Annotated in this window: 11 protein-coding genes; 2 read left to right on the forward strand and 9 right to left on the reverse strand. The window is 36.6% G+C overall.

Annotated elements, in window-relative coordinates; genetic code table 11:
• Nucleotides 1–1,034: 1,034 nt before the first annotated feature.
• Together H7U22_RS20450 and H7U22_RS23510 are read left to right on the forward strand one after the other, a co-directional pair.
• Complete coding sequence (locus H7U22_RS20450; protein ID WP_187073204.1) at nt 1,035–1,361, forward strand: hypothetical protein; 327 nt, start codon at nt 1,035–1,037, stop codon at nt 1,359–1,361.
• 404 nt (nt 1,362–1,765) lie between these two features.
• Nucleotides 1,766–1,975 (forward strand): hypothetical protein, encoded by a 210-nt coding sequence (locus H7U22_RS23510; protein ID WP_379017103.1) that lies wholly within the window; start codon nt 1,766–1,768, stop codon nt 1,973–1,975.
• A 685-nt stretch (nt 1,976–2,660) separates the two neighbouring features.
• Here the strand turns inward: H7U22_RS23510 and H7U22_RS20455 are convergent.
• From H7U22_RS20455 to H7U22_RS20495, 9 genes are all read right to left on the reverse strand, one after another.
• A complete protein-coding gene (locus H7U22_RS20455; protein WP_187073205.1) occupies nt 2,661–4,775 on the reverse strand; it encodes a glycoside hydrolase family 97 protein in 2,115 nt (704 codons plus the stop codon).
• 16 nt (nt 4,776–4,791) lie between these two features.
• Entirely contained in the window at nt 4,792–6,258 is a 1,467-nt protein-coding gene (locus H7U22_RS20460) for an endo-1,3-alpha-glucanase family glycosylhydrolase (RefSeq protein ID WP_187073206.1), read from the reverse strand.
• Between the two features lie 217 nt (nt 6,259–6,475).
• On the reverse strand, nt 6,476–8,296 hold the full coding sequence (locus tag H7U22_RS20465; RefSeq protein WP_187073207.1) for a RagB/SusD family nutrient uptake outer membrane protein: 1,821 nt from the start codon (nt 8,294–8,296) through the stop codon (nt 6,476–6,478).
• A 19-nt stretch (nt 8,297–8,315) separates the two neighbouring features.
• On the reverse strand, nt 8,316–11,459 hold the full coding sequence (locus tag H7U22_RS20470; protein ID WP_187073208.1) for a SusC/RagA family TonB-linked outer membrane protein: 3,144 nt from the start codon (nt 11,457–11,459) through the stop codon (nt 8,316–8,318).
• Nucleotides 11,460–11,641: 182 nt separating this feature from the next.
• Nucleotides 11,642–13,186 (reverse strand): DUF6377 domain-containing protein, encoded by a 1,545-nt coding sequence (locus tag H7U22_RS20475; protein ID WP_248284818.1) that lies wholly within the window; start codon nt 13,184–13,186, stop codon nt 11,642–11,644.
• A gap of 815 nt (nt 13,187–14,001) precedes the next feature.
• Entirely contained in the window at nt 14,002–14,799 is a 798-nt protein-coding gene (locus H7U22_RS20480) for a helix-turn-helix domain-containing protein (protein ID WP_187073209.1), read from the reverse strand.
• A gap of 38 nt (nt 14,800–14,837) precedes the next feature.
• Complete coding sequence (locus tag H7U22_RS20485; RefSeq protein ID WP_187073210.1) at nt 14,838–15,794, reverse strand: SDR family oxidoreductase; 957 nt, start codon at nt 15,792–15,794, stop codon at nt 14,838–14,840.
• Between the two features lie 663 nt (nt 15,795–16,457).
• Nucleotides 16,458–18,014 carry a recombinase family protein gene (locus H7U22_RS20490; RefSeq protein WP_187073211.1) on the reverse strand — a complete coding sequence of 519 codons (1,557 nt, stop codon included), beginning with the start codon at nt 18,012–18,014 and terminating at the stop codon, nt 16,458–16,460.
• A 363-nt stretch (nt 18,015–18,377) separates the two neighbouring features.
• Nucleotides 18,378–20,609: a CHAT domain-containing protein gene (locus tag H7U22_RS20495; RefSeq protein ID WP_187073212.1), complete on the reverse strand. Its 2,232-nt coding sequence runs from the start codon at nt 20,607–20,609 to the stop codon at nt 18,378–18,380.
• Between the last annotated feature and the right edge of the window lie 154 nt (nt 20,610–20,763).

Below are 20,763 nucleotides of genomic sequence, written 5' to 3' on the forward strand. Positions count from 1 at the left end.
CAATGGTGTGGACAACGCCCTGGCGGCCAAATTGGGTCGTTTGCTGGAAAGTTGTGATTTTCTGCAGGAACTTAATAAATAGCGAATAATCGGTATTGTAATCAATATTCAACAGGCCACCTCAATGGCACCTTTATGCAACTGCTGGTATAGCAATAGTCTTAACTCAATTCTTTCTTTAACGCTACAAGTACCAATACTAGCAGAATAATGGAGTAGAGATAATTACAAATAACACAAGGGGCAATGCAACTTAAATCGTATTTCAAAATAACAAGCCCCATCCGAGCATCAATACCACCATTGTAAGAATAAACCAAGCAACTGCCTTAATCAAGGGGTGTGCTGAAATACGAAGTAGCTTGCTTGCAAGAGTAATGATCTTGTAAAATACCTGTAATCCATTAATTAATGTATTTTCACAACATTTGGGGAATCCAGTTGTTGCTATTACAATCGGTTATAATATTGATCGCGCATGAAAAACACTTTGATAATTCTAATCCTGCCCGTTACTCTTGTCTACAAAAATTCTGCAAGGGCTCAAAAAGCCTACGATTGGATTAGTATAAGTCAATTGTAAGAGCAGCCAAGCAACACTAAAATTGGCAGACGGCTATCTGCTGGCGAATAAAATAACCATCCGCACAAAATTCGGAAAGTAGGTATTTACGCCCTTGGCAAATGAGCCGGATCAACAGGGTGAGTTAAGTTCGAACGCGCGAATTCCACTGGAAAGCACATAGGCAACTCTAGATCATGAATAATGCTTAAAAAGTTAAACGATGCGGAATATCCATCACAGATTAAATCAGTTTACTGGGATGGTAAGGTACAAAAAGTGGTAGTCTTTAAACAGCAGAATTGAATATGAAGTTCGAACGGACTGTGAAAGAAGCAACAATTACAAACTAAATTGGCAACACAGAATGCGATATTTACTATTTATCATGTTAATAAGCCTGAATTTTTATCTGTTATTCTCCTTTTCTAAAAAATTTGAACGGCAATACCTCCTAAAATTATTTCCGGCCATGATACCAATTGTTATCGTATTGTTTTTCGGGTTCGGTTTCGCACTGAAATTATTGCACATTCAGATGAATTTTGTTACCAGCGAGACCTTAATATCAGCTATGATGTCGTTGATTGTTATATCATTGATCAACTTTGTAAACCAGTTTTTTTCTTACATAGTAGATCTGGTTGTCACATTTCATCAAAAGAAAAATGCAGCAAACTTGGGCAGACATCCGATAAAGTTTTTTGTTGATAATCAAATTATGCTAAAGCGTGTTACTACGCTAATCTGGTTTTTCGGTTCTGCATTGATGCTTTATGGTATATGGCTCGGCGGTTAGCTGTAAGTTCATTTAAATATGTGCTTTTAAGTTTGCAATGATATGAAGGCAATTAAATTAGCGTAGTACATATTGCTGGTGGTTTTTATCCCAGTCTCAGCGATCCTGGTTAAGGCTGTTAATGAATCCGCAACATGGTCTTAACGACATTGGTCAGTCACAAGATTTCCAGGTAGCCGTTACTGCAGCAGTAATGGAAAGATATATTATCTAAAAGGTGGGTTGGGATATTTTCCGGTTGAACAGGCTGATGTAGCGACTTTTCAGGCGCGGAACACGGTTAATGACCGGGGAGTAATTTGGTAAGAATGCAAAGCATTTATTTTACAAGACGTCTATCATTTCTATCGTCAATCCAGAAGCGATCGTTTACTTAGGGAATAATTATTTTAAAGCGGGCAGCAATGTATTTATGGAAACACATTATTAAAAGCAGCCGATGCAGGTTCCTTAAGTTTATCAAAGGATATTATACAGCTGATAAAAGCCACATATACTATAAACAAAGTCTGGTTACAGTAGCAGAAGCTAATACTTTGAATTCCGACAAAAATTATAAGCTTCCTACCGAATACATGGCTGACCGGCAAAGGTATTTTACAAGGGCGAGGTAATCGAGTCTGCGTATCTCGGTACATTCACAATTATCTCTATAGAAGATGACTACTGGGAAACCCAGTATGCATTTAATGATAACTATTATTTTTTTAAGAAATATCCTATACTTGTAGATCATGATGAACGAAAAAAACATTTACGGCTGTTTAGCATCAATAGTGGCAGAATCGGAGAGTTCAATAAGCTCTTTCCCATCACTCGCAATGATTGACACCTCAAATCCTTCTCTGATTAACATCTCAATTATACTCTCGTGGAATCACAACTCGTCTTCGGCATATCCGATACGAATAGATAATTTTTTTTTGCTCTTTTGATCCTCCATCTGAAATTGAGTTTCGGTTCTCTCCTCAGAATAAACAACTAAAATGCTTTGAAGAGCAAAAAAAAAATTCTAATTCGCCTCCTATTTAAACAGTAATCAAAATGTAATTAGCATTTCAATTCGCAAATACAAGGAAAAACCTGTGGCTAACTTCGAATAGCTAAATCCTTTCTAGCTCAATAATCACCAAACGGCTGGAGCGTGCTGAATACCCTTCATTGGTAAGAAGTTACTCCAAAGTACGAAACTAAACTGGAGGAATCGCCGTATAACGAATGGTACGTACAGTGATGTGAGAGGACAGGCTGAGAAATAATTCCAGTCTTCCCACTCGATTTTAAGAGCATAATTATTAATCAACTTTTTTTAATACTTATGGCAAGCCCACCTCCATTGGCAAGCTTTAGTTTCAAAATTGTACCTGCATTGACCTTTAAGGTTTCGATTTTATAAGCTTCGGGATTATTCTTCCAATCAGCCTGATCTGCATCTTTATAAATTGTAGCTATATACTTTGCTCCTTTCTCTAAAAAAGTAAGCGGAATAACAGCAGTTCTACCATTTTCATCAGTAATTGAGCCAATAAACCAATTATTAGTTCCTTTCCCTTTTCTGGCAATTGTAACGTAATCACCTGGCTCAGCTTCAATTATTTTAGTATCATCCCAATCGGTTGGCACATCTTTAATAAACTGAAAAGCATCCATATGTGCTTCATAGTTTTCAGGGTAATCGGCCGCCATTTGTAAAGGGCTATAAAGCGTTACGTAAAGTGCCAGTTGTTTGGCAAGTGTTGTATGAACCTGTCTGCTAGGCGCATAAGAAGCATATCCTTTCAATTTGAAAATACCAGGCGTGTAATCCATTGGCCCACCCATAAGCCTTGTAAAAGGTAAAATGGTTTCATGCTCGGGGGCATTTCCATCACTAAAAGCATTGTATTCATTTCCTCTTCCTGCTTCGCTTGCTATAAAATTTGGATAGGTTCGGTGCAGGCCAGTTGGCCGCATTGCCTCGTGCACATCGATCATCACTTTGTGATCGGCGGCCTTTTGATTAACGCGATTAAAATGATTAACCATCCATTGCCCATCATGATGTTCTCCCCTTGGGATAATCTTACCTACATAACCTGTTTTTACCGCAGGGTAATTAAATTTATTCATAAACCTAAAAGCGGTATCTAATTGGCGTTCATAACTGGTTGCTGAGCCCGATGTTTCATTATGCATAATCATTTTCACTCCTTTTGATTCGGCATATGCTGTAATCTCTTTCAAGTCAAAATCAGGATATGGTGTAACAAAGTCAAAAACTTCTTCCTTCCAATTGCCAAACCAATCCTCCCAGCCAGTATTCCAACCTTCCACCAAAACTCCTCCTATTCCATTTTTTGAAGCAAAATCAATATATTTTTTTACATTTTTTGTGTTGGCTCCATGCTTTCCACTAGCTATTAAATTACCATCCATATCAACAGAATTCATACTTTCTGCATAACTCCAGGTGCTTTTTCCGGTTTGCATTTCCCACCAAACGCCTACAAATTTCATCGGTTTAATCCAGTCTGTATTTTTAATTACAGATGGTTCGTTTAAATTCAAGATCATTTTCGAATTCAATATATCACTAGCCTTATCGCTAACAATGATTGTCCTCCAGGGCGTATTAAAAGGAACGTGTAGATAGGCTTTATTTCCTAGAGCATCGGGAACTAAATTTGTAGATAGACTCGAGCTGGAACGATCTACATGTAACTGCATAGCTGGATAATTAATTAGAGCAGCTTCATGAATATTAATGTATAAACCGTCGGCAGTTTTTAGCATTAAAGGTGTTTGAACTGCAAATTGATCAGGTACCGTTCTTACGGCGATATCTGTAGCAGCTTTTTGAATCTTCCAGGCATCAACCTGACTCAATGCAGAAGTTGTGTAAACATATTCATTTGAGTCATAATCGCCAGGAATCCAAAATGATTTATGATCGCCAGTCAGGCTAAACTGTGTTAATTCTGCCGTAATGATAAAATAATTGAGTTCTGGCTGCTTAGGAAATTCGTAACGGAAAGCAAATCCATCTTCAAACACCCTGAAAACGACATCAAGTAATTTAGGATTTTTGCCTTTTTCCTTTAAATGAACTTTTAATTCCTGATAATGATTACGGATCGAACTTACTTCGCCCCAAACTGGTTTCCAGGATTCATCTTTATCACTTTTATCGGCTCCAAGCAATTCAAAATTGCTATTTAAATTTACCTGATCAGCAAGTTTAAAACCCATGGCAGATTTTTTTATAATGGGTTTACCTTTATACCAGGCTGCATATTGCGGAACACCATTCTGATCAAGTATAAATTCCAATTTTGTATTACCCAGTTCAGCAACAGCAGAATTTTTCTGTTGTGCCATGAGGTTCGTTGCAATCGCTAAACCTAACAAAAAGGTGGCTATCTTTTTTATCATCATAAATTGTGTTTAGCTTTTAGTGTTTTCTACCAAAAGCGGGATTATATTCTGTAGAAAAAATTGGTTTAAATCCTTCAAACAGATTATTATAAAAACTATTAAATTCTGTGCTGTATGAATAAGTTATTCTGTCAGCCCGATAAGGTGTGTTTGTAATGCCTTCCGGTGTAATTAGTTCTGCAACGGTTTTATTGTTTCGTAAAACAGATAACTTAACGATTCCTTCTTTCATTGGAAATTTTGAAACAGAAAGACCACCTGATGCATTAATGAACTGATTATTCAACCTGATTTTTGCTGAAGATTTTAATATAGTGACAACTTCTATTGAGTCTTCTGTTTCAGGAGAAATGGTTTCTTTTTGAAAAGCGACTACAGGAATATGAAATGGTTCGGGTAAAATATCATGCCTATACTTTTTGAAGAAAACAATACCAACATCTTTTCCTGCGTAAGGCGATTCGAGCCCTTTCCATTTGCTTTTATAATAATTTAAGAGGATTGAAAATCCTTCATTATGATTAATTTCCGGTGCCAGATGATGTCCTTCAGGATAATCGTTCCAGGTAATTACATTAATTATTGAAGCATCTTTTTCAATTCCAAACTCCAGAAGTTTCCTGAAATTATAGGAAAGCCCAGTGGTGATATATTTTCGTTCTACATTGTCAATTCCAGCGTTTACAGCATCTTTTACGTTGTGATACATGTTCCATGTTCCTTTTTTAAGCAACTTAGATGTATAAAAATCATTAAAAACAGAAGCTGTGAAGGTTCTTTTCCGTTCTTTGCATTGTGCTGCAATTCGATTTCCAATATAATTGTGATCATAAGGTAATGTCCAGATCCACGTTGCCGGGAAATAATCCAGAAATGCATTTAAATCTTCTTCGCTAATCTCTTTATTGATGGTAAAAACACAAGCAAATCTTTCATTTACCGCATTGGATAATCTTTGGTAAGCCCTCGCGATGTAATATTGATTTGGTAAGCCTTTTTTATCATTAGGAATATCGGCCAGATTTTCACCATCCCATTGATAAATAATTAATCTGCCATCAGGCGTACGAAGCCAATGTTTATTGGTTCTGCCCGCAGCATCTAATATGCTATTCATTCTTCTGGCGAATTCGGCTATCTTCTGTTCTTCAGTACTTCCATCAGGATGAGAAATGCAAAAGGTAAATTTAAAATCAATATTTTTTTCGTCCGCAACCTTTAAATAGGCTTTGATAATCTCATCCGATGAAGGATTTCCTAAAGTATAATAAAATTGAAATCCATCAATTCCCGAACGAATAGCAGCTCTCATTTCAAATTCAACAGCCTCTTCTAATGATGCATTTGCAAGTAAACTATCAGACATTACTTTTACCTGCGTTAAGCCACCTAACGGAGCCGAAACGTTGCCCTTTCCAGCATAATAATCTGGGTTACAACTATCTTCAAGTGGATGTCCCCTAAATCGAATAATATTAGTCATGCAATGTGCAATTACTAATTTCTGATCGGTAAGCGGCAGGCTATACTCCGGCAGGTTTTTCAGAGAATCTTGTGCCCATAAATAATTGCAGCTGCTGAGAAAGAAAAAACAAAAGACAAGAAGAATACCTTCGGTCTTTAATGCACGAATAAGTGTCATAATCTAAAAGATAAATGCATGCAAGACTTGAAAAAATAAGTCTTGCATGTATAGATTTCTAATAACCAGGATTTTGTTGTCCTGCTATTTTAGCATTTGCATTAAACTCTGTTAAAGGAATTGGCCATGAATAGCTTTTTGCCTCGTTAAAGGTTAATGGTGTACTTAAATTTCTGGCTGTTCCGTAGAATGTTGCCTCCTGAGGGCCAAGCCTCCAGCGACAAACATCGAACCACCAGATTCCTTCGTGAAAAAATTCTGCCCAACGTTCGTAACGCAATGGATTTGTTCCTAAAACCGGGTCGCTAATTGCAGGAGTTGCAGCCGTTAATGAAGTATAATCTCTTGCAGAAACTGTATTAATTGGTAAATCATAAGCTCTTCTATGAACTTTGTTAATATATTCCAAACCAGTTACAGCATCTCCCGAACCGATACTAGCTTCAGCATAAAGCAAATAAATATCCGCCATGCGTAAAAAGTACCAGTTCCATTTATCATAATTCACATTGTTGATGTGGTAATCAATCGCTGCATATTTTCTAAATCCCCAACCATATGTATTCGGCTGTCCGGCAAGGTAATCTGGTTTAGAAACAGGTACATTTTGTTTTGGTGCACCATTCCAATCTGTATTTAACACATCAACCCAAGGTTGAACTAAGTTTACATACAAACGTGGATCGGCCGTTTTATTGGTTCTTACTAATTGAGCCTGGGCTTTGTAAACCGGATCCATTACCTGTGCCGGATTACTGAAACTAGCAGGTTTTGTATTATCAAAAGCAGGATTGGTAACCAAATTATAATAGCCCAAAGGATAACCGAAACGGGTTACGTTTTTATCATGAACACCCAAATTACCGCCATAGCCAAGTGGTCTTGCACCAGTTTCAGTTCCGGCTTCGCTTAAAATATATGGCGACCAGATTACTCCATTTAAGGTGGAAGCATTAGGAACACCACCCCAAGGACCATAATTACCCTTGTTATCTGCATCAACGTTAAGCTCGAATAAAGATTCTTCATTAAATTCGTTAGCTGTATTTCCGTTAAAAGCGTCTTTATATTTTGCGAAAGGCATTAAAGTTTTTCCGCTATTATTAATTACATCAAGCAAAGTCGTTTTTGCATTTGCCCAATCTTCTGTAAAAACATAAGCTTTTCCTAATAAGGCCTTAGCCGACCATTTTGTTGCTCTACCAATTTCTGCAGCTGGCCAAACTTTTGCATCTAATAAGGCAGCGGCATCTTTCAAATCTGCTTTAATAAAATCCCAAACCGCTTTTGTAGTTGCTCTTGCCTGTTGTGTAGTTTCGACATTTTTAGGTACTTCCTTGTATAAAGGAATCCCCATTTTACCTTCGTTAACACCGCCAGCTTTTATATAAGCTTCGCCAAAAAGTGTTTCCAATTGGAAATAGTAAAAGGCACGCATAAATTTGGCTTGGCCACGAATGGCGTCTATATCTGCTTTTTGAGCCGATGAAGCTTTATTTGCTTCAAAAAAATCAGCCGCTGCAAGAGTAACATTACATGTGGTTACGCCCGCATATAGGGCTGTCCAGGCATTTTGCGATTTTCCGTTTGTTACACTTAGGTTGTTGGCAGTCATTTCATTCCATGCCGCATCGCCATTATAATTTGCATCACCTGTATGGGTAGAATTTTCAAGTGCTTTAGGCATCAATTCAAATCCCCATAAACCAATACTTTTTAAATTTCCGTAAGCCGGAGCAAGTATTGTATTGAGTTCATCAAGTGTATTAGGAAAGGATGAAGTAGACACTCTATCGGTTGGAACAACCAGAGCGGGATCTTTTTTACAACCGGCTAATAATCCAAGAGCCAGTATTGTAATATATATTTTTTTATACATCTTATTGTTTTTATAGCTTTTAGAAATTAACATCCAGACCGAAAGAATAAATTCGTGTTTGCGGATATTGGCTTACCACATCTATTCCTCTTGCGGTTACACCCGAATATCCAGATGGTGAAAAAGAAGCTCCAAGTTCAGGATCAAGTCCGCTGTATTTGGTTATGGTGAAAAGGTTATTTCCCATTACAAATAACCTTAGGCTTCTAACTTTAATTTTCTGCATAAAGCCACCGGTAAAGGTGTAACCGATCTGAAGATTTTTAAGTTTCAGGTAATCGCCTTTCTCAACGAAATAGCTGTTTACAGAAGAGTAGTTTCCATTAGGATCAAGGTTGAAGCTTCCATTTGTATTTACTACACCTAAACGCGGTTGATCAGTAAGTCCGTTTCCAGCAAGGAAAGAAGCACCCCAAACTTTAGGCGAAGTATTTCCATCGGCGAAAGGACGCATTTCGTAGGCCTTAACCCCATTAAAAAGATCTACACCTGCAACACCATTAAATAAAAGGGCTGCATCAAAACCTCTGTAATTAAAACGAAGGTTTAAACCGTATACAAATTTTGGATTTGGATTACCAATAACTTGTCGATCCTGATCATTAATTACACCGTTACCATCCAGGTCTTCAAAATGCAAATCTCCGGCATGTGCTGCAATTCCATTAACTGTTTGCTTGGCAGCTTCGGCATCTGTTTGAAAAACGCCTAAAGATTTATAGCCATAAAATGATCCGAAAGGCAAGCCTTGTTTTGTTGTAGTAATGGTTTGATTTGGCATAATCTGAAAGGATACATCACCATTATTGTAATAGTTATAACCATCGCTTAATTCAGATGTGGTTTGCGAAGTTAATTTCGTCACTTCATTTTTGTTATAGCCACCAGTAAAACTTACATCAAAACCGAGTTTACCGATGTTACTTCTATAGCCTAATAAAAGCTCTACTCCTTTATTACTTACCGAACCAATATTGGTAATATATGCGCCTGAAATACCTGCACTAGGAGCCATCGGTAATGCATAAAGCATATCTTCGGTTTTCTTGTTATAGTATTCTACTGTAAAATAAACCTTGTTTTTAAGCAATTCTCCATCTACACCAAGATTAAACTCTTTTATAGTTTCCCAGTGTAAATCAGGGTTTGGAATTGCACTGTATGTTGTGCCAGGGATTATAGTCGCACCCGGGGAAAAGTTAACACCACCTGCACTTCCATTTCCTAAACTTGCAAAAGGCTGGTAAACTGATAAATAAGAATATGGAGCGATATTACTATTTCCTAGTTCGCCATAACTTGCTCTTATTTTTAAAATATCGAAGGTTGGAAGTACCTCTTTAAAGAAAGGCTCCTCTGAGATATTCCAGGCTGCAGAAGCTGCAGGAAAAGTTCCTTTTTGCTTGTTTGGACCAAAAACGGTAAAGTTTGCATCACGTCTGATTGAAGCTGACAAATAATATTTACCTGCATAATTATAATTTAACCTGGCAAATAGTGATTTAATTAAACCGTTATTATCATTCTGACCGGTAAATAAATAGGTGGTTTTAGCCGTTTGGATAAATGAGTAACCTGCAGCTGCTGTAGGTGATACATCGTTTGCAGTAACATTAACATTATTAAATTTACTTGTGATCTGCTCGTAACCAGCAACCGCATTAATATTATGCTTAGCAAAAGTCTGGTTATACGTTAAGATAAAGTTAGTCAATAATGACTGGCTCTCTACCGAAAGTTTATTTAAAGAGTTTGTTCCGGCACCTACACCTCCAATTGAAAAAGCATTTTGGAAGTAGTTTTGAGTTTGATTATAATAAGAATACCCAACGTTGCTTCGAAAATTTAAATGAAATGGCAATTGAACTTCTCCAAAAATATTCGCTTGTAAGTTATTTCTAAAATCTTCCACATTTGCATTATCAATTGCACCCACTGGATGGCTTCCTGAAAATGCTAGTCCCGGATAACCGGTTGGCAGAGTACCATAACTTCCGTTCTTGTTATAAAGTGGAATTATAGGTAGCGTTCTAAAAGGCGAATTATGAAGCTGGGCTTCTACCCCAACATTTTGTGGATTTGAAGTTTTCCTACGAGAAATAGAAAGTTGTTCGCCAAATTTGAAAATTTTACCAAGATTAAAATTTGTGTTAATCCTTGCGCCACCAATATTTGAAAAATTCTTTCTGGCTACTCCCTCTTGTTTATTATAAAAACCAGAAATAAGGTAATTTCCAATTGGAAACGAACCACTTAATGATAGGTTGTGATTCTGTTCATTTGCATTACTAAATGTTTCATCAACCCAATCGGTATTAGCTAAAGTATCTAACCTTGCCGCATTTGTAAACCTACCCGGATTGATGATGTTCTGCAGTTTGATATAACCATCCTTATCAAGCAATTCGCCTACCTTAGGGGTTGTTATGCCATAACGCATATTGTAATTAACCTGGGGAGCAGATGATGTTCCTTTTTTCGTGGTGATTAAAACCACTCCACCTGCCGCTGCCGCACCATAAATAGAGGCTGCTGCTGCATCTTTTAAAACATCCATTGATTCGATATCCTGAACGTTTACATTATTCACATCGTTTACACGAATTCCATCAACAATATATAATGGATTTGGCTGATTAAGGGATGATAAACCACGAATAATAATTGTCGGCTGTGCATCGGGCGCACCTGAGCTTTTAACAATATTTACACCTGCAATTCTTCCTTGCAAAGCTTCAGTAGCATTTGTTATTGGCTGATTTTTAAAAACATCTCCCTTAACTGATGATACCGAACCCGTTAAATCCTTTCTCTTTTGGGTTCCATAACCCACAACAACCACATCATTTAATGAATTGGGTTCTTCTTTTAGTTGAAGATTAATGATGGTTTGTTTATTTACATTGATTTCCTGTTTTTGAAAACCAATCATTGAAAATATCAACACCTCTGTATTGGTGGCTGATATGGTGTAACTACCATTTCCGTCGCTTGTAGTTCCCCTCGAGGTTCCTTTAACGGAAATACTAACACCTGGTAAAGCTGTTCCTGATCCATCGGAGATTTTTCCGCTAATGGTTACACTTTGTGCCCTGCCTGAGAAAGTTAGGAGCAAAAGCAAAGGAATAAAAAGAAACTTTTTAAGTAATAGTTTTTTGTCCATTGTACTCTTTGTTAAGTTTATATTTGGTACTCAAAGAGAAACTATAAATAAAAAGAGAACAAATTTCAACGAACGAATATAAATGAATTTTGAATTGTATTTTCGTAATTAACTGATAAACAGATAATTAATTTTAAGTCTTCACTCAAAAATATAAACGTAATATAATGGATTTTTGAAGTTTAAACTGCCTTGATCGTCATTATTGCATCTTCAAAATCATCATTCGGAATTAAAGATTTACATTTCAACCGAGCTTTATAGTTGTAAATGGTATTAACGGAATACCCTAAAATATGTGCAATCTTTTCAGTATCAGTAATACCTAACCTAATAAGCGAAAAAATCCTGAGATCAGTATTTAGTAATTGATTAGGTAATAAACTTACCTGATTTTCGGGAATGAACATGGTATTAAATGAGGGCACAAAATTTGGAAAAATCTTAAGAAAAGCCCGGTCAAAATTGACAAATAGTTCTTCTCTTTCCTTTTTCAAATTAATATTATCTACCAAAAAGCGAATGTCATCATACCTTTTTGTAATTAGTTTATTGTCAACTGATCGTTTGAACTTTTCGAGTTTCTCAATGTATTCAGAAATTAGGTTAAAATAATAACCAATATATTCTTCTTTAATTTTGTTAGCCTCATCCAATTTGTGAATGGTTTCCTGAAGGTTGTGATTGGCTTCAAGAATAATTTTATCTGCAATCTTAATTTTTCGAAGCTGTTTATAAATGATCACTGCAAATACAACCAAAATAATTGCCAAGGCAGTAAGTAATGATGCATAAAAAAATAATGCACGTCTTTGTTCCTCAACATTGTTAATCCTTTTGCTGGCAATTAAAGGCAAAATTGCACCCATTTGAATTTTACGCTGGCGGGCACCATAATAGGTTGCATCATCCATCGCTGCCTTTATAAAAATGTAGGCATCATCAACATCGCCCCGCTGGTGAAGTAACTGTGCCAGGTTACCTAGTGCGGCAGCTTCCTTTGTAGATGATTTTACATCGGCAATTGCGGCCAACATGAGCAAATTAATGGCTTTATCTCTTTGTTGGTTCTGAATAAAAATATCACTCAGTGTAGAAGCCGTAACTGCAAACTGATGATCGGATAATTTATAATCTTTTACATTGAGTAATTTCTCAAAATTGATAATTGCCTTTTCCTTATCTCCTGCTTTTAAAAATTTTAAACCATTATAATATAAATATTCAAAAGAGTTAACTGCATAAAGCGACAAGGCTGAATCGATATATTGACCTGCCGATTTGTTATATATCGGACTGTAATAATTATCTTTTGTAAAATCTGCCAGATCGTAATAGGTTCTCGCTGTAATTAAATAATATTCCTTTTTGGCTTCAGTTGATAAAAGATTTACTTGAACAGTTTTTAAAGAATCGAAGGTTTCTTTAAACATGCCAGATGACAGTAAGATAAATCCGAGCTTAATTTTACCATAGGCGATTTTAGCTTGATCATGATTTAAATGGCCAACCTCCTGCAATTTGGTTGCATAATTAAACGCCTTATCAAAATTAAATGATTTGTACTCATTATATAATTTAAGGTAAACATTGTACTTAAAATCTACGTTGTCATTTGTGCCAAGGGACTTTTCAAGATTAGAAATTCTCGTTGTTTTCTGCTCATCATATGCTCCCTTCTTATTTAATTCAGAATGTAATTTATTAAGTAAATTTTCTTCATTCAAAGCTATATTATGCTTCTGTGCCAGACAAATTACATGGAGAAAAATAAACAGATGAATAAAAAGCAGGCGTTTCATTAAGAAAGATCTTAGTTTGGTTAGGTTGATTACTTCCAAATTTAGAAAGCAATGATTCATTAAAATTAATAAATATATTGATTGTTTTATCTGGAACAAAAGCGGATTAAATCTGTTAATAAACAAATGTGTCCATTAAGCCACTTTTAATAAAGTTTTATAATGAATTACTAATAGTAAGGGTTTTAATTTAGACCCTGTAAAGACTAAGTTTACAAGCTTTTTCAGGAATCCAAATGTTGTTATTGTAGGAGAAAGATACAATTAAAGCGAGCAAATCCATTATTTGGTTCCTCAACTCAAGCCTGCCCCATTTAAGAAGGAAATAATTTTGGTTGGAAAAATAGAATTTTTATCTAAGGGGCAAGTCCGTCATGACCTAAATTAATGAATGTGGAATTTTTCACATCTATATTGTTCATTTTCGGATTCTTAATACATGTAAGTTACTGCACATATTTTTATTTTACGATCAAGGCCATGCATGTATTGGGTTTCATTTCTGGACAGCCATCTATTGTTTCTTTTTATGCATGCAACGGCACCTCCATTATTTTACCCAAGCCTAGGTTGAAGCCTATCTTTGAGTTAGAATGAAAAACGACAATGGATTGACTTCCTCTCGCCGGAAATTATATCACTAATTATCTTGCCGTTACGGATTTGGCGATACGGGGTCAAATAGATTGGTTTTTCACCTAGCAGGGTTCTTCATACTTTGTTGTGTCAGACGATATGCTTTAAGCTTTCGTGATTGGAAGTAGTGCACTGGGAGACTTTCCAAATTTTTTTTTAAATGCAAACGAAAAATGAGAAAAATCTTCAAATCCTACTTCAATATAAACATCGCTTGGTTTATGGTTATTTTGGGAAATCTGGAAATAGGCCTCATCAAGGCGTTTCTTCTTTAGCCATTGTCCAGGCTGTATATCGAAGGTTTTTTGGAAATCTCTTTTAAAGGAAGATAGGCTCCTACCGGTGAGGTAAGCAAACCTTTTCAAGCTTATATTAAACCGGAAATTGCGGTTCATGTAAGTTTCGAGCTCAGCCTTGTGTGGCATTCCGAAGTTGAAGAATATATTCGCCAGATCAGGTGCCGACTTAAGTAAGATGAGCAGTAGTTCTTCCCTTTTGATGGATGCAAATGTTTCATCCAATTGTTGGTCGCCTGAGTAATAAGGCGATAAAGATTGGATGTAGTTCTTAATCAGCTTATTTTGTTCAATCGAAAGGAAGGCATCCTGTGTTTTTGGGGCCTGAACTGGGTAGGTGTGCCGATGAAAAAACTCTTGCAAAAATGGCTCATCAAAAGTGATGATAATTTTTTCAAAAGATCCATTATCCCTTAACTTTGTATATCTAACCAAATGGTTTTTTCTGGCCAGATAACAGTCTCCAGGGTTTATTTCGTAATTTTTATGACCATCATAAGCTTTCATAGATCCCTTAAGTAGGTATAAAAAGTAATGTTCCTGAATTAACGATTCGGGAGATATTTCTGGGCCTAAATGGCAGGATTGTATATTGCTATCTTTCAATTGCTGAGTATCACGGTAAACAAAATTAAAAAAATAACCTAATACAAGCTATCTATGCTTGCCAAAAGGGCTTCTTCACGGTTAAGAGGTGTCAAACCTAGGATATCTAGCGCCTTTCTGTTTGAAATGACAGTATAGAACTCGGGAGCAGTTGGATGCATTTCTGCAATTTTTGAGGCCAAAGTTGGGCGTTCTTTTTTGATGAATTCTGCTACATCATAAAAGCTCATTGCGCCTTCAGCAGTTGCTAAAAAACGTTCGCCTTTAGCCTTCGGATGCAACATTGCGCTAATGTGAATAGCTGCTACGTCACGTACATCTACCACGTTGAACGTGAACGAAGGACTTTCCTTAATTGACCCCTCAATAATACCTTTTATAACGGTATCCAACGAGGCTGAACTGATACCGCCAATTACAGGGCCGAAAATTCCTACAGGATTAATTACCGTTAGTTCCATGTCACCACCTTCTGTTTCCATAAAATTCCAGGCCGCTTTTTCAGCAATGGTTTTTGATTTTACGTAGGCAGCAATAGGTTTATTCTCATCTGTCCAATCGGCCTCTGTAAAAATATAGCCATTTGGATCTTTACTGTAACCCACCGCTGCAAAAGATGAAGTAAGCACAACACGTTTTACACCCGCTTTTTTAGCAGCTTTTAGCACACGCAAAGCGCCTTCACGGGCTGGTATGATGAGGTCATTTTCATCTTTTGGATTTTCTGCCGGAAAGGGTGATGCAATGTGCAGTACATAATCACAATTTTTTGCTGCGTCATCCCAACCCTGATCGCTTGTAAGTTCTGCTTCATGAAAAGACACCCTCTCAGAATTGGTTATTCCTGCTTCGCTTAATGCCTGAAGTATCGTGTCTTTTTTAGCTAGGGAACGTAATGTTGTTTTAACGAGGTATCCCTGTTGTAACAACTGTACAATGGTGTGTATGCCTACAAATCCTGTTCCCCCTGTTACCAATACTGTTTGATTTTTCATTTCTTGATGTGTATGTATATAATATTCTTTAGTTGATGATACAAAATTAGGGCTTTTAATATCTAAAAGTTTTGTTGTGGAGTTCAATTTTTATTTGTTGTGAGGTTCAAAATAGCTGTGCAGTGATAAATAGGATATAATGGTCGTGAAAAAGTAAAAAGGATTCCAGGTTTCAATAATATATTCGTTAAACTGAGATAGGAATTGATATTACAATTGGATAAAATATATAATTTTCTTTAAAAATCAATCTCACGGATTTTTCTATTTATCCAATCATGATACACAACCTAATAGCATATTAAAGATGCTATTGGAATATATAAACAATGTTTTCGATTATCTTTATTCTTAATAAGAACTTAAAAATTCTGCCAACACTCAGCCAAATCACCCAAGATAACAGATAAAAAAGTGCTTTAAAGCCATCAAAAATAGCATTTTAACGATGCAATTGATAACATATCCACTCCGATATTAGATACGGAAAAGCATCGGGACTGAAAATGGTATAAGTTTAGCATCCTATTATGCACAACTTAAAATATTCATTATCTTTATAAGCAAATAAAAAACCGTTACAAATATTTAACGGGATTTCTTTTAAAAATTGTAATTGACTGATTAAGATTTAGTTAGAAATGGGTAGCGTCCGTCTGTTAATCAGAGGGTCGCTGGTTCGAGCCCAGCAGAGGGAGCCTTAGTGGGCAAGCACGTTTTAACGGTCGCTTGCCCCTTTTTTTTGCCTTCTAATTTGCTGTTAATCTGATAGATAAGCCTGAATAAAAAGCTTAGGTTAGCGGTTCGATGTTTAAGATTTTCAAAAGTGAATTTTTCGGGGAACATCGAACCAATTATCCTTCTTTGAACGTAAACGCCTGAATTACTGTAGATTGAAATAATATCCGTAAATTTGATAATTGCCTTGTCCAAAACCATTTCCACATCAGCCAATTCCATGAGGTTAATTGGGATTTCCGATAGCTTTGCTTCAAGTACTGCAATCTTTTTTTCCGCTTCAGTCTTTATTATCTTATAGTCATCGCTCTCCAGATCACCTGCCAATAATAGTTCCCTACATGTAGTAATGCGATTATTTAGCTCACTAATCTCCTGAATACATTTTTGCTTGTTCTCCCGGTCGTTTTTGGTAACTGCTTCAAAACTCTCCATTATAGCGATTTTGAAATGTTCTGCTGATACTTCATTCAGTGCACATTTTTCTAATTCGTCGAAGAATGCTTCATTTACCACTTCCACTTTCGTACGATAACCGCATTGAGAGGAACAATGATAATAGTAATAATAGGTGTTGCGTCCTTTTGATGCACTCGAAGTTAGCGTGCGGGAACATCTTGAGCAATTTAGAAACCCCCTCAATGGCATCTTGTCATGAGAAGCAATGGTGGTCTTGATTTTTCTTTTGCGGCCATCTAAAATATCCTGTACCTCATGAAACAGTGCTTCCGAAATCAAAGGCACATGCTGTCCTTTAACCAAATGCTGTTTTTCATCCTTGTATGCCACAATGATAATCTTACCGCAGTACATCGGATTTCTTATTGCCTGTAGGAAGCGATTTTTATTACAAGCTAACCCCAGTTTCTTCGCTTGATTGAATATCTGCTCGCTTGAATATTTATTCAACGCAATCTCATTGAATGCCCATTTCATCAATTTTGCCTGTAAGCCATTTGGGGCAATGTATTTTTTACCATCTGGACTACTCAGATTAATATATCCAATTGGAGCGCCACCAGTCCAACGCCCTTCTTTTCTCGCCCTACGCATCCCGTAAAATGTGTTCAAGGCCCTACGGTCGTTTTCGATCTCTGGTGCGGTCAGATAGATGGCAAGCATCATTTTATTTTCTGGCACTGACATATCCAATGGCTGTTCGATTGCCTGCGGTTCTACACCCAGTGTCTTTAACAGGTTAATCATCTGGTAGGCATCAGGGGCATTCCTGCTAAACCTATCCCATTTAGTAAAAAGGATTAGGCTTGTTTGACGTTTGTGCTGTTTGAGGCTTAACAAAAGTTTTTGCCATTCTGGTCTGACAAACGTCTTGGCGGAATGATCTTCAAATATGACATTACGGAAAGTAATTCTATTCTGTTCGCAATACTTTTTTAGAACTTCTTCTTGGCTACGCTGTGAATATCCCTTGTCTGCCTGTTCGTCTGTACTTACTCTTATGTATAAATCTGCTATTTTCATTTTATAAAATTCTGATCAACGACCACTCTAGCTAAGAAGTAAATGAGGTCAATATACTTCTCGGCTTCTTCATAGGTAACTTCGATTCCCCTTGTGCGAAAATCTTCGATTACCTTAAAAGGGGTCAAACTTCTTGTTTCTTCAATTAATGGGTCCATACTGCTCCTTTTGGGAACAATTATTGAAATTTCACCTAAAATTTAATGGTTTACCTTGGTATATCCCAAAAAGATTAACCTGGCTAAAAATAAATATAGTTTTATAACTAATTGAATTAAAGCAATTTAATGAAAAATATTAATTAATGCAAATGATTTAAAATCGATTCTATCGATGAAGAATGGCTAAAATCTAGAATAAAATCTATAGTGTAAATTTTTTGGTTTTTAATTTCGTATTATCGTTAAGCTGGTCATATTTATCTACATAAACATCAAACTTGATTAGATCACTTCTACCTAAATTACTGTAAAACAGATATTCTGGAATTATCTTTGATAACACTTGTTCTTCTGTGCCAGACAGTTTGCGTAAGGTTTGATCTAACTCTTTGAATACCCTTCTTCTATTATAAAAAGACATCAGCTGATTAAAAGACTTGGCTTGGGAAAGTGCCGCCTTTGGCGAATCGATGTGTTTGTTATCGGTTTTGCTTAAAAATGTATATGCATCAGAGACTGCGGAAGTTCTGATAACGTAGGAAACAAATTCCAGCCAATTTTGATGGATAGCCTCAGTAGATGCCATTTTCAGATTGTTCAATAGCCTCAAGTATAAGATTGATCCAGTGGAGATATTTATCGGAAGATATGTGGTTGTAACCGATAGGCACTGAGTTTGAAAAAATGCATTCGCGATTGTGTTGATGGTACCATAAGTTGGTGCCGTATTACAAGCGGAAAGAAATATAAGGGGCGCATGTATATTTCTCTCAACGATTTTTTCACCTGTCAGCTGTTCATCGCCAAGCAGCAAATACGAGCTGTTTGTGTTAGCATCATATCCTCCGTGGCAATCGAAAATAAGCAAGTCCGGTTTGAATTTTTCTATTGCTTGTACCATGTCATCGACGCTAAGGCAAACCTGTGTAGTAAAACCATGTGTCCGCGACAATGCATTCACGGGATTTTGCCAAACTTTAAAAGCTGGTTCGTCGCTTCCATAAATAACAAGGGTTTTCTCCAAGATATCAGTGGGCACGGAATATTCGAGTTGCTCATTGGTCGTAAAAGAAGCCAGAAGCCCATGTAGTGAGGTTTCAGGAATTCTGCAAACATCATGAGTAAAAGATAATGGAATGCCATCAATATCCAACCACTCAATTGGCAAGTCAGTAAGTGCAACAATTTGACGGTTCTTTGTAATAAGGCTCTGTTTTACCTTTTCGGATATTGTTCTTTTTGCCAAATCGTGACCAAACCGACTGATGGTTTTCTTGATGTTCTTGCGGTTCTTAGGCTGGCTTATTGCCCCCAGTGCTTCAGTTCTAAAAAATGATAAATTTCTATAAATTGATTTTCCTTGGCTTGGGAGTCGCAATATTGGAGAGAAATCAAATGAGGCATGTAATAGCGAGACATTGTCCAAATATTCGTTTTTAGATTTTGCCAGTTGGCCAGTAAGTTTTACTGCGTCCTCGCCGTGAGTTAAAGAATTGCCAATGTAGTTTTGTGTCTGCTCAATGTCCAATGACCTGAGAAAGGTTTTAAAAATTTCGTCCTCTCCATTTTGGTTGGCACTTTTGATGTGTCTGATATCTGGATTGTGAAATGGAGCAACGATTATTAGTGGCGAAAATATTGGGTTTATCTCATGTACAGGAGTTATCAACTTTTCCTTTGATAAGAGAAACGAGAAATAATCTATCTTTTTTATCTCTCTGCTGATCATATCCATTCGCGTAAATGAGTTGGGCTCCTTGAATGCTTTTTTCGATTCGTTGGAATGTAATTCTATCAATTCCTCCATTGTAGATTCTTTTCCTTTCCCGCACGTAAAGTTGCCCAGCATAGAATTGACAATATGATAGTTCGTCTGTGCTGGTATAAAGTAGGGATAGTCATAGAACCCCTTTTCATATACGCTAATATTTGGTGCTATGGGTTTTTTCGGAAAGTTCATCAACTCAAGTATCCTTTCGTTATTCAAGATGACCGACTCCATAAACTGGCCTGGAATTTTAACCTTGTTACCAACATTGAAATCTATCTCGTTCTCGACCCCAAACAAATTGTAATAGTGCAGATCGGAATCAGCTTGTTCGAGAGCATCAAGTACTTGCTTAATTGCTGGTATTTTACAATCTACAAAGAAAAGTTTTAACATATCTTTTCTTGCAACATCTAGGTACGTTTCTACATTGTTGCTATAGACAACGTGAAAACGAATTGGGTTATTTAGCCCTGTTCTCTTGATGAGCTCAAAATAATCCAGTCCACCAGGGATTTGAACAATGTCCTTCGGCAATTTGCTCATGAAGTTAAAAGCCTCAGACTTAACCTCTGTAGGAGGTAAAAAAGGTCTCAGCAATGGCTCGTGGTCGGTAATAAGTACATATTGTATCTCAGACTGCTGGTCTCCTCTAATTCTTATCATAGCTTGGGTTATATTTGGTAGGCGACAAAGATACTTACAATAATATCCTAATCGGAGTTGAATGCCTTTCTCAAATTTGCCGGTGAATTCCTTATTAATAAAAAATATTCTGGTATATACTATACTAACCCAATGGCTATAAAGCTAACCATTG

This window comes from Pedobacter fastidiosus (genome assembly GCF_014306625.1).
In the GTDB taxonomy this organism is placed as follows: domain Bacteria; phylum Bacteroidota; class Bacteroidia; order Sphingobacteriales; family Sphingobacteriaceae; genus Pedobacter; species Pedobacter fastidiosus.

Coding starts and splice junctions, on each gene's coding strand:
- H7U22_RS20450 (WP_187073204.1), top strand. CDS start 1,035: ATGATACCAATTGTTATCGTATTGTTTTTCGGGTTCGGTTTCGCACTG.
- H7U22_RS23510 (WP_379017103.1), top strand. CDS start 1,766: ATGTATTTATGGAAACACATTATTAAAAGCAGCCGATGCAGGTTCCTT.
- H7U22_RS20455 (WP_187073205.1), bottom strand. CDS start 4,775: ATGATGATAAAAAAGATAGCCACCTTTTTGTTAGGTTTAGCGATTGCA.
- H7U22_RS20460 (WP_187073206.1), bottom strand. CDS start 6,258: ATGACTAATATTATTCGATTTAGGGGACATCCACTTGAAGATAGTTGT.
- H7U22_RS20465 (WP_187073207.1), bottom strand. CDS start 8,296: ATGTATAAAAAAATATATATTACAATACTGGCTCTTGGATTATTAGCC.
- H7U22_RS20470 (WP_187073208.1), bottom strand. CDS start 11,459: ATGGACAAAAAACTATTACTTAAAAAGTTTCTTTTTATTCCTTTGCTT.
- H7U22_RS20485 (WP_187073210.1), bottom strand. CDS start 15,794: ATGAAAAATCAAACAGTATTGGTAACAGGGGGAACAGGATTTGTAGGC.
- H7U22_RS20490 (WP_187073211.1), bottom strand. CDS start 18,014: ATGAAAATAGCAGATTTATACATAAGAGTAAGTACAGACGAACAGGCA.
- H7U22_RS20495 (WP_187073212.1), bottom strand. CDS start 20,609: ATGATAAGAATTAGAGGAGACCAGCAGTCTGAGATACAATATGTACTT.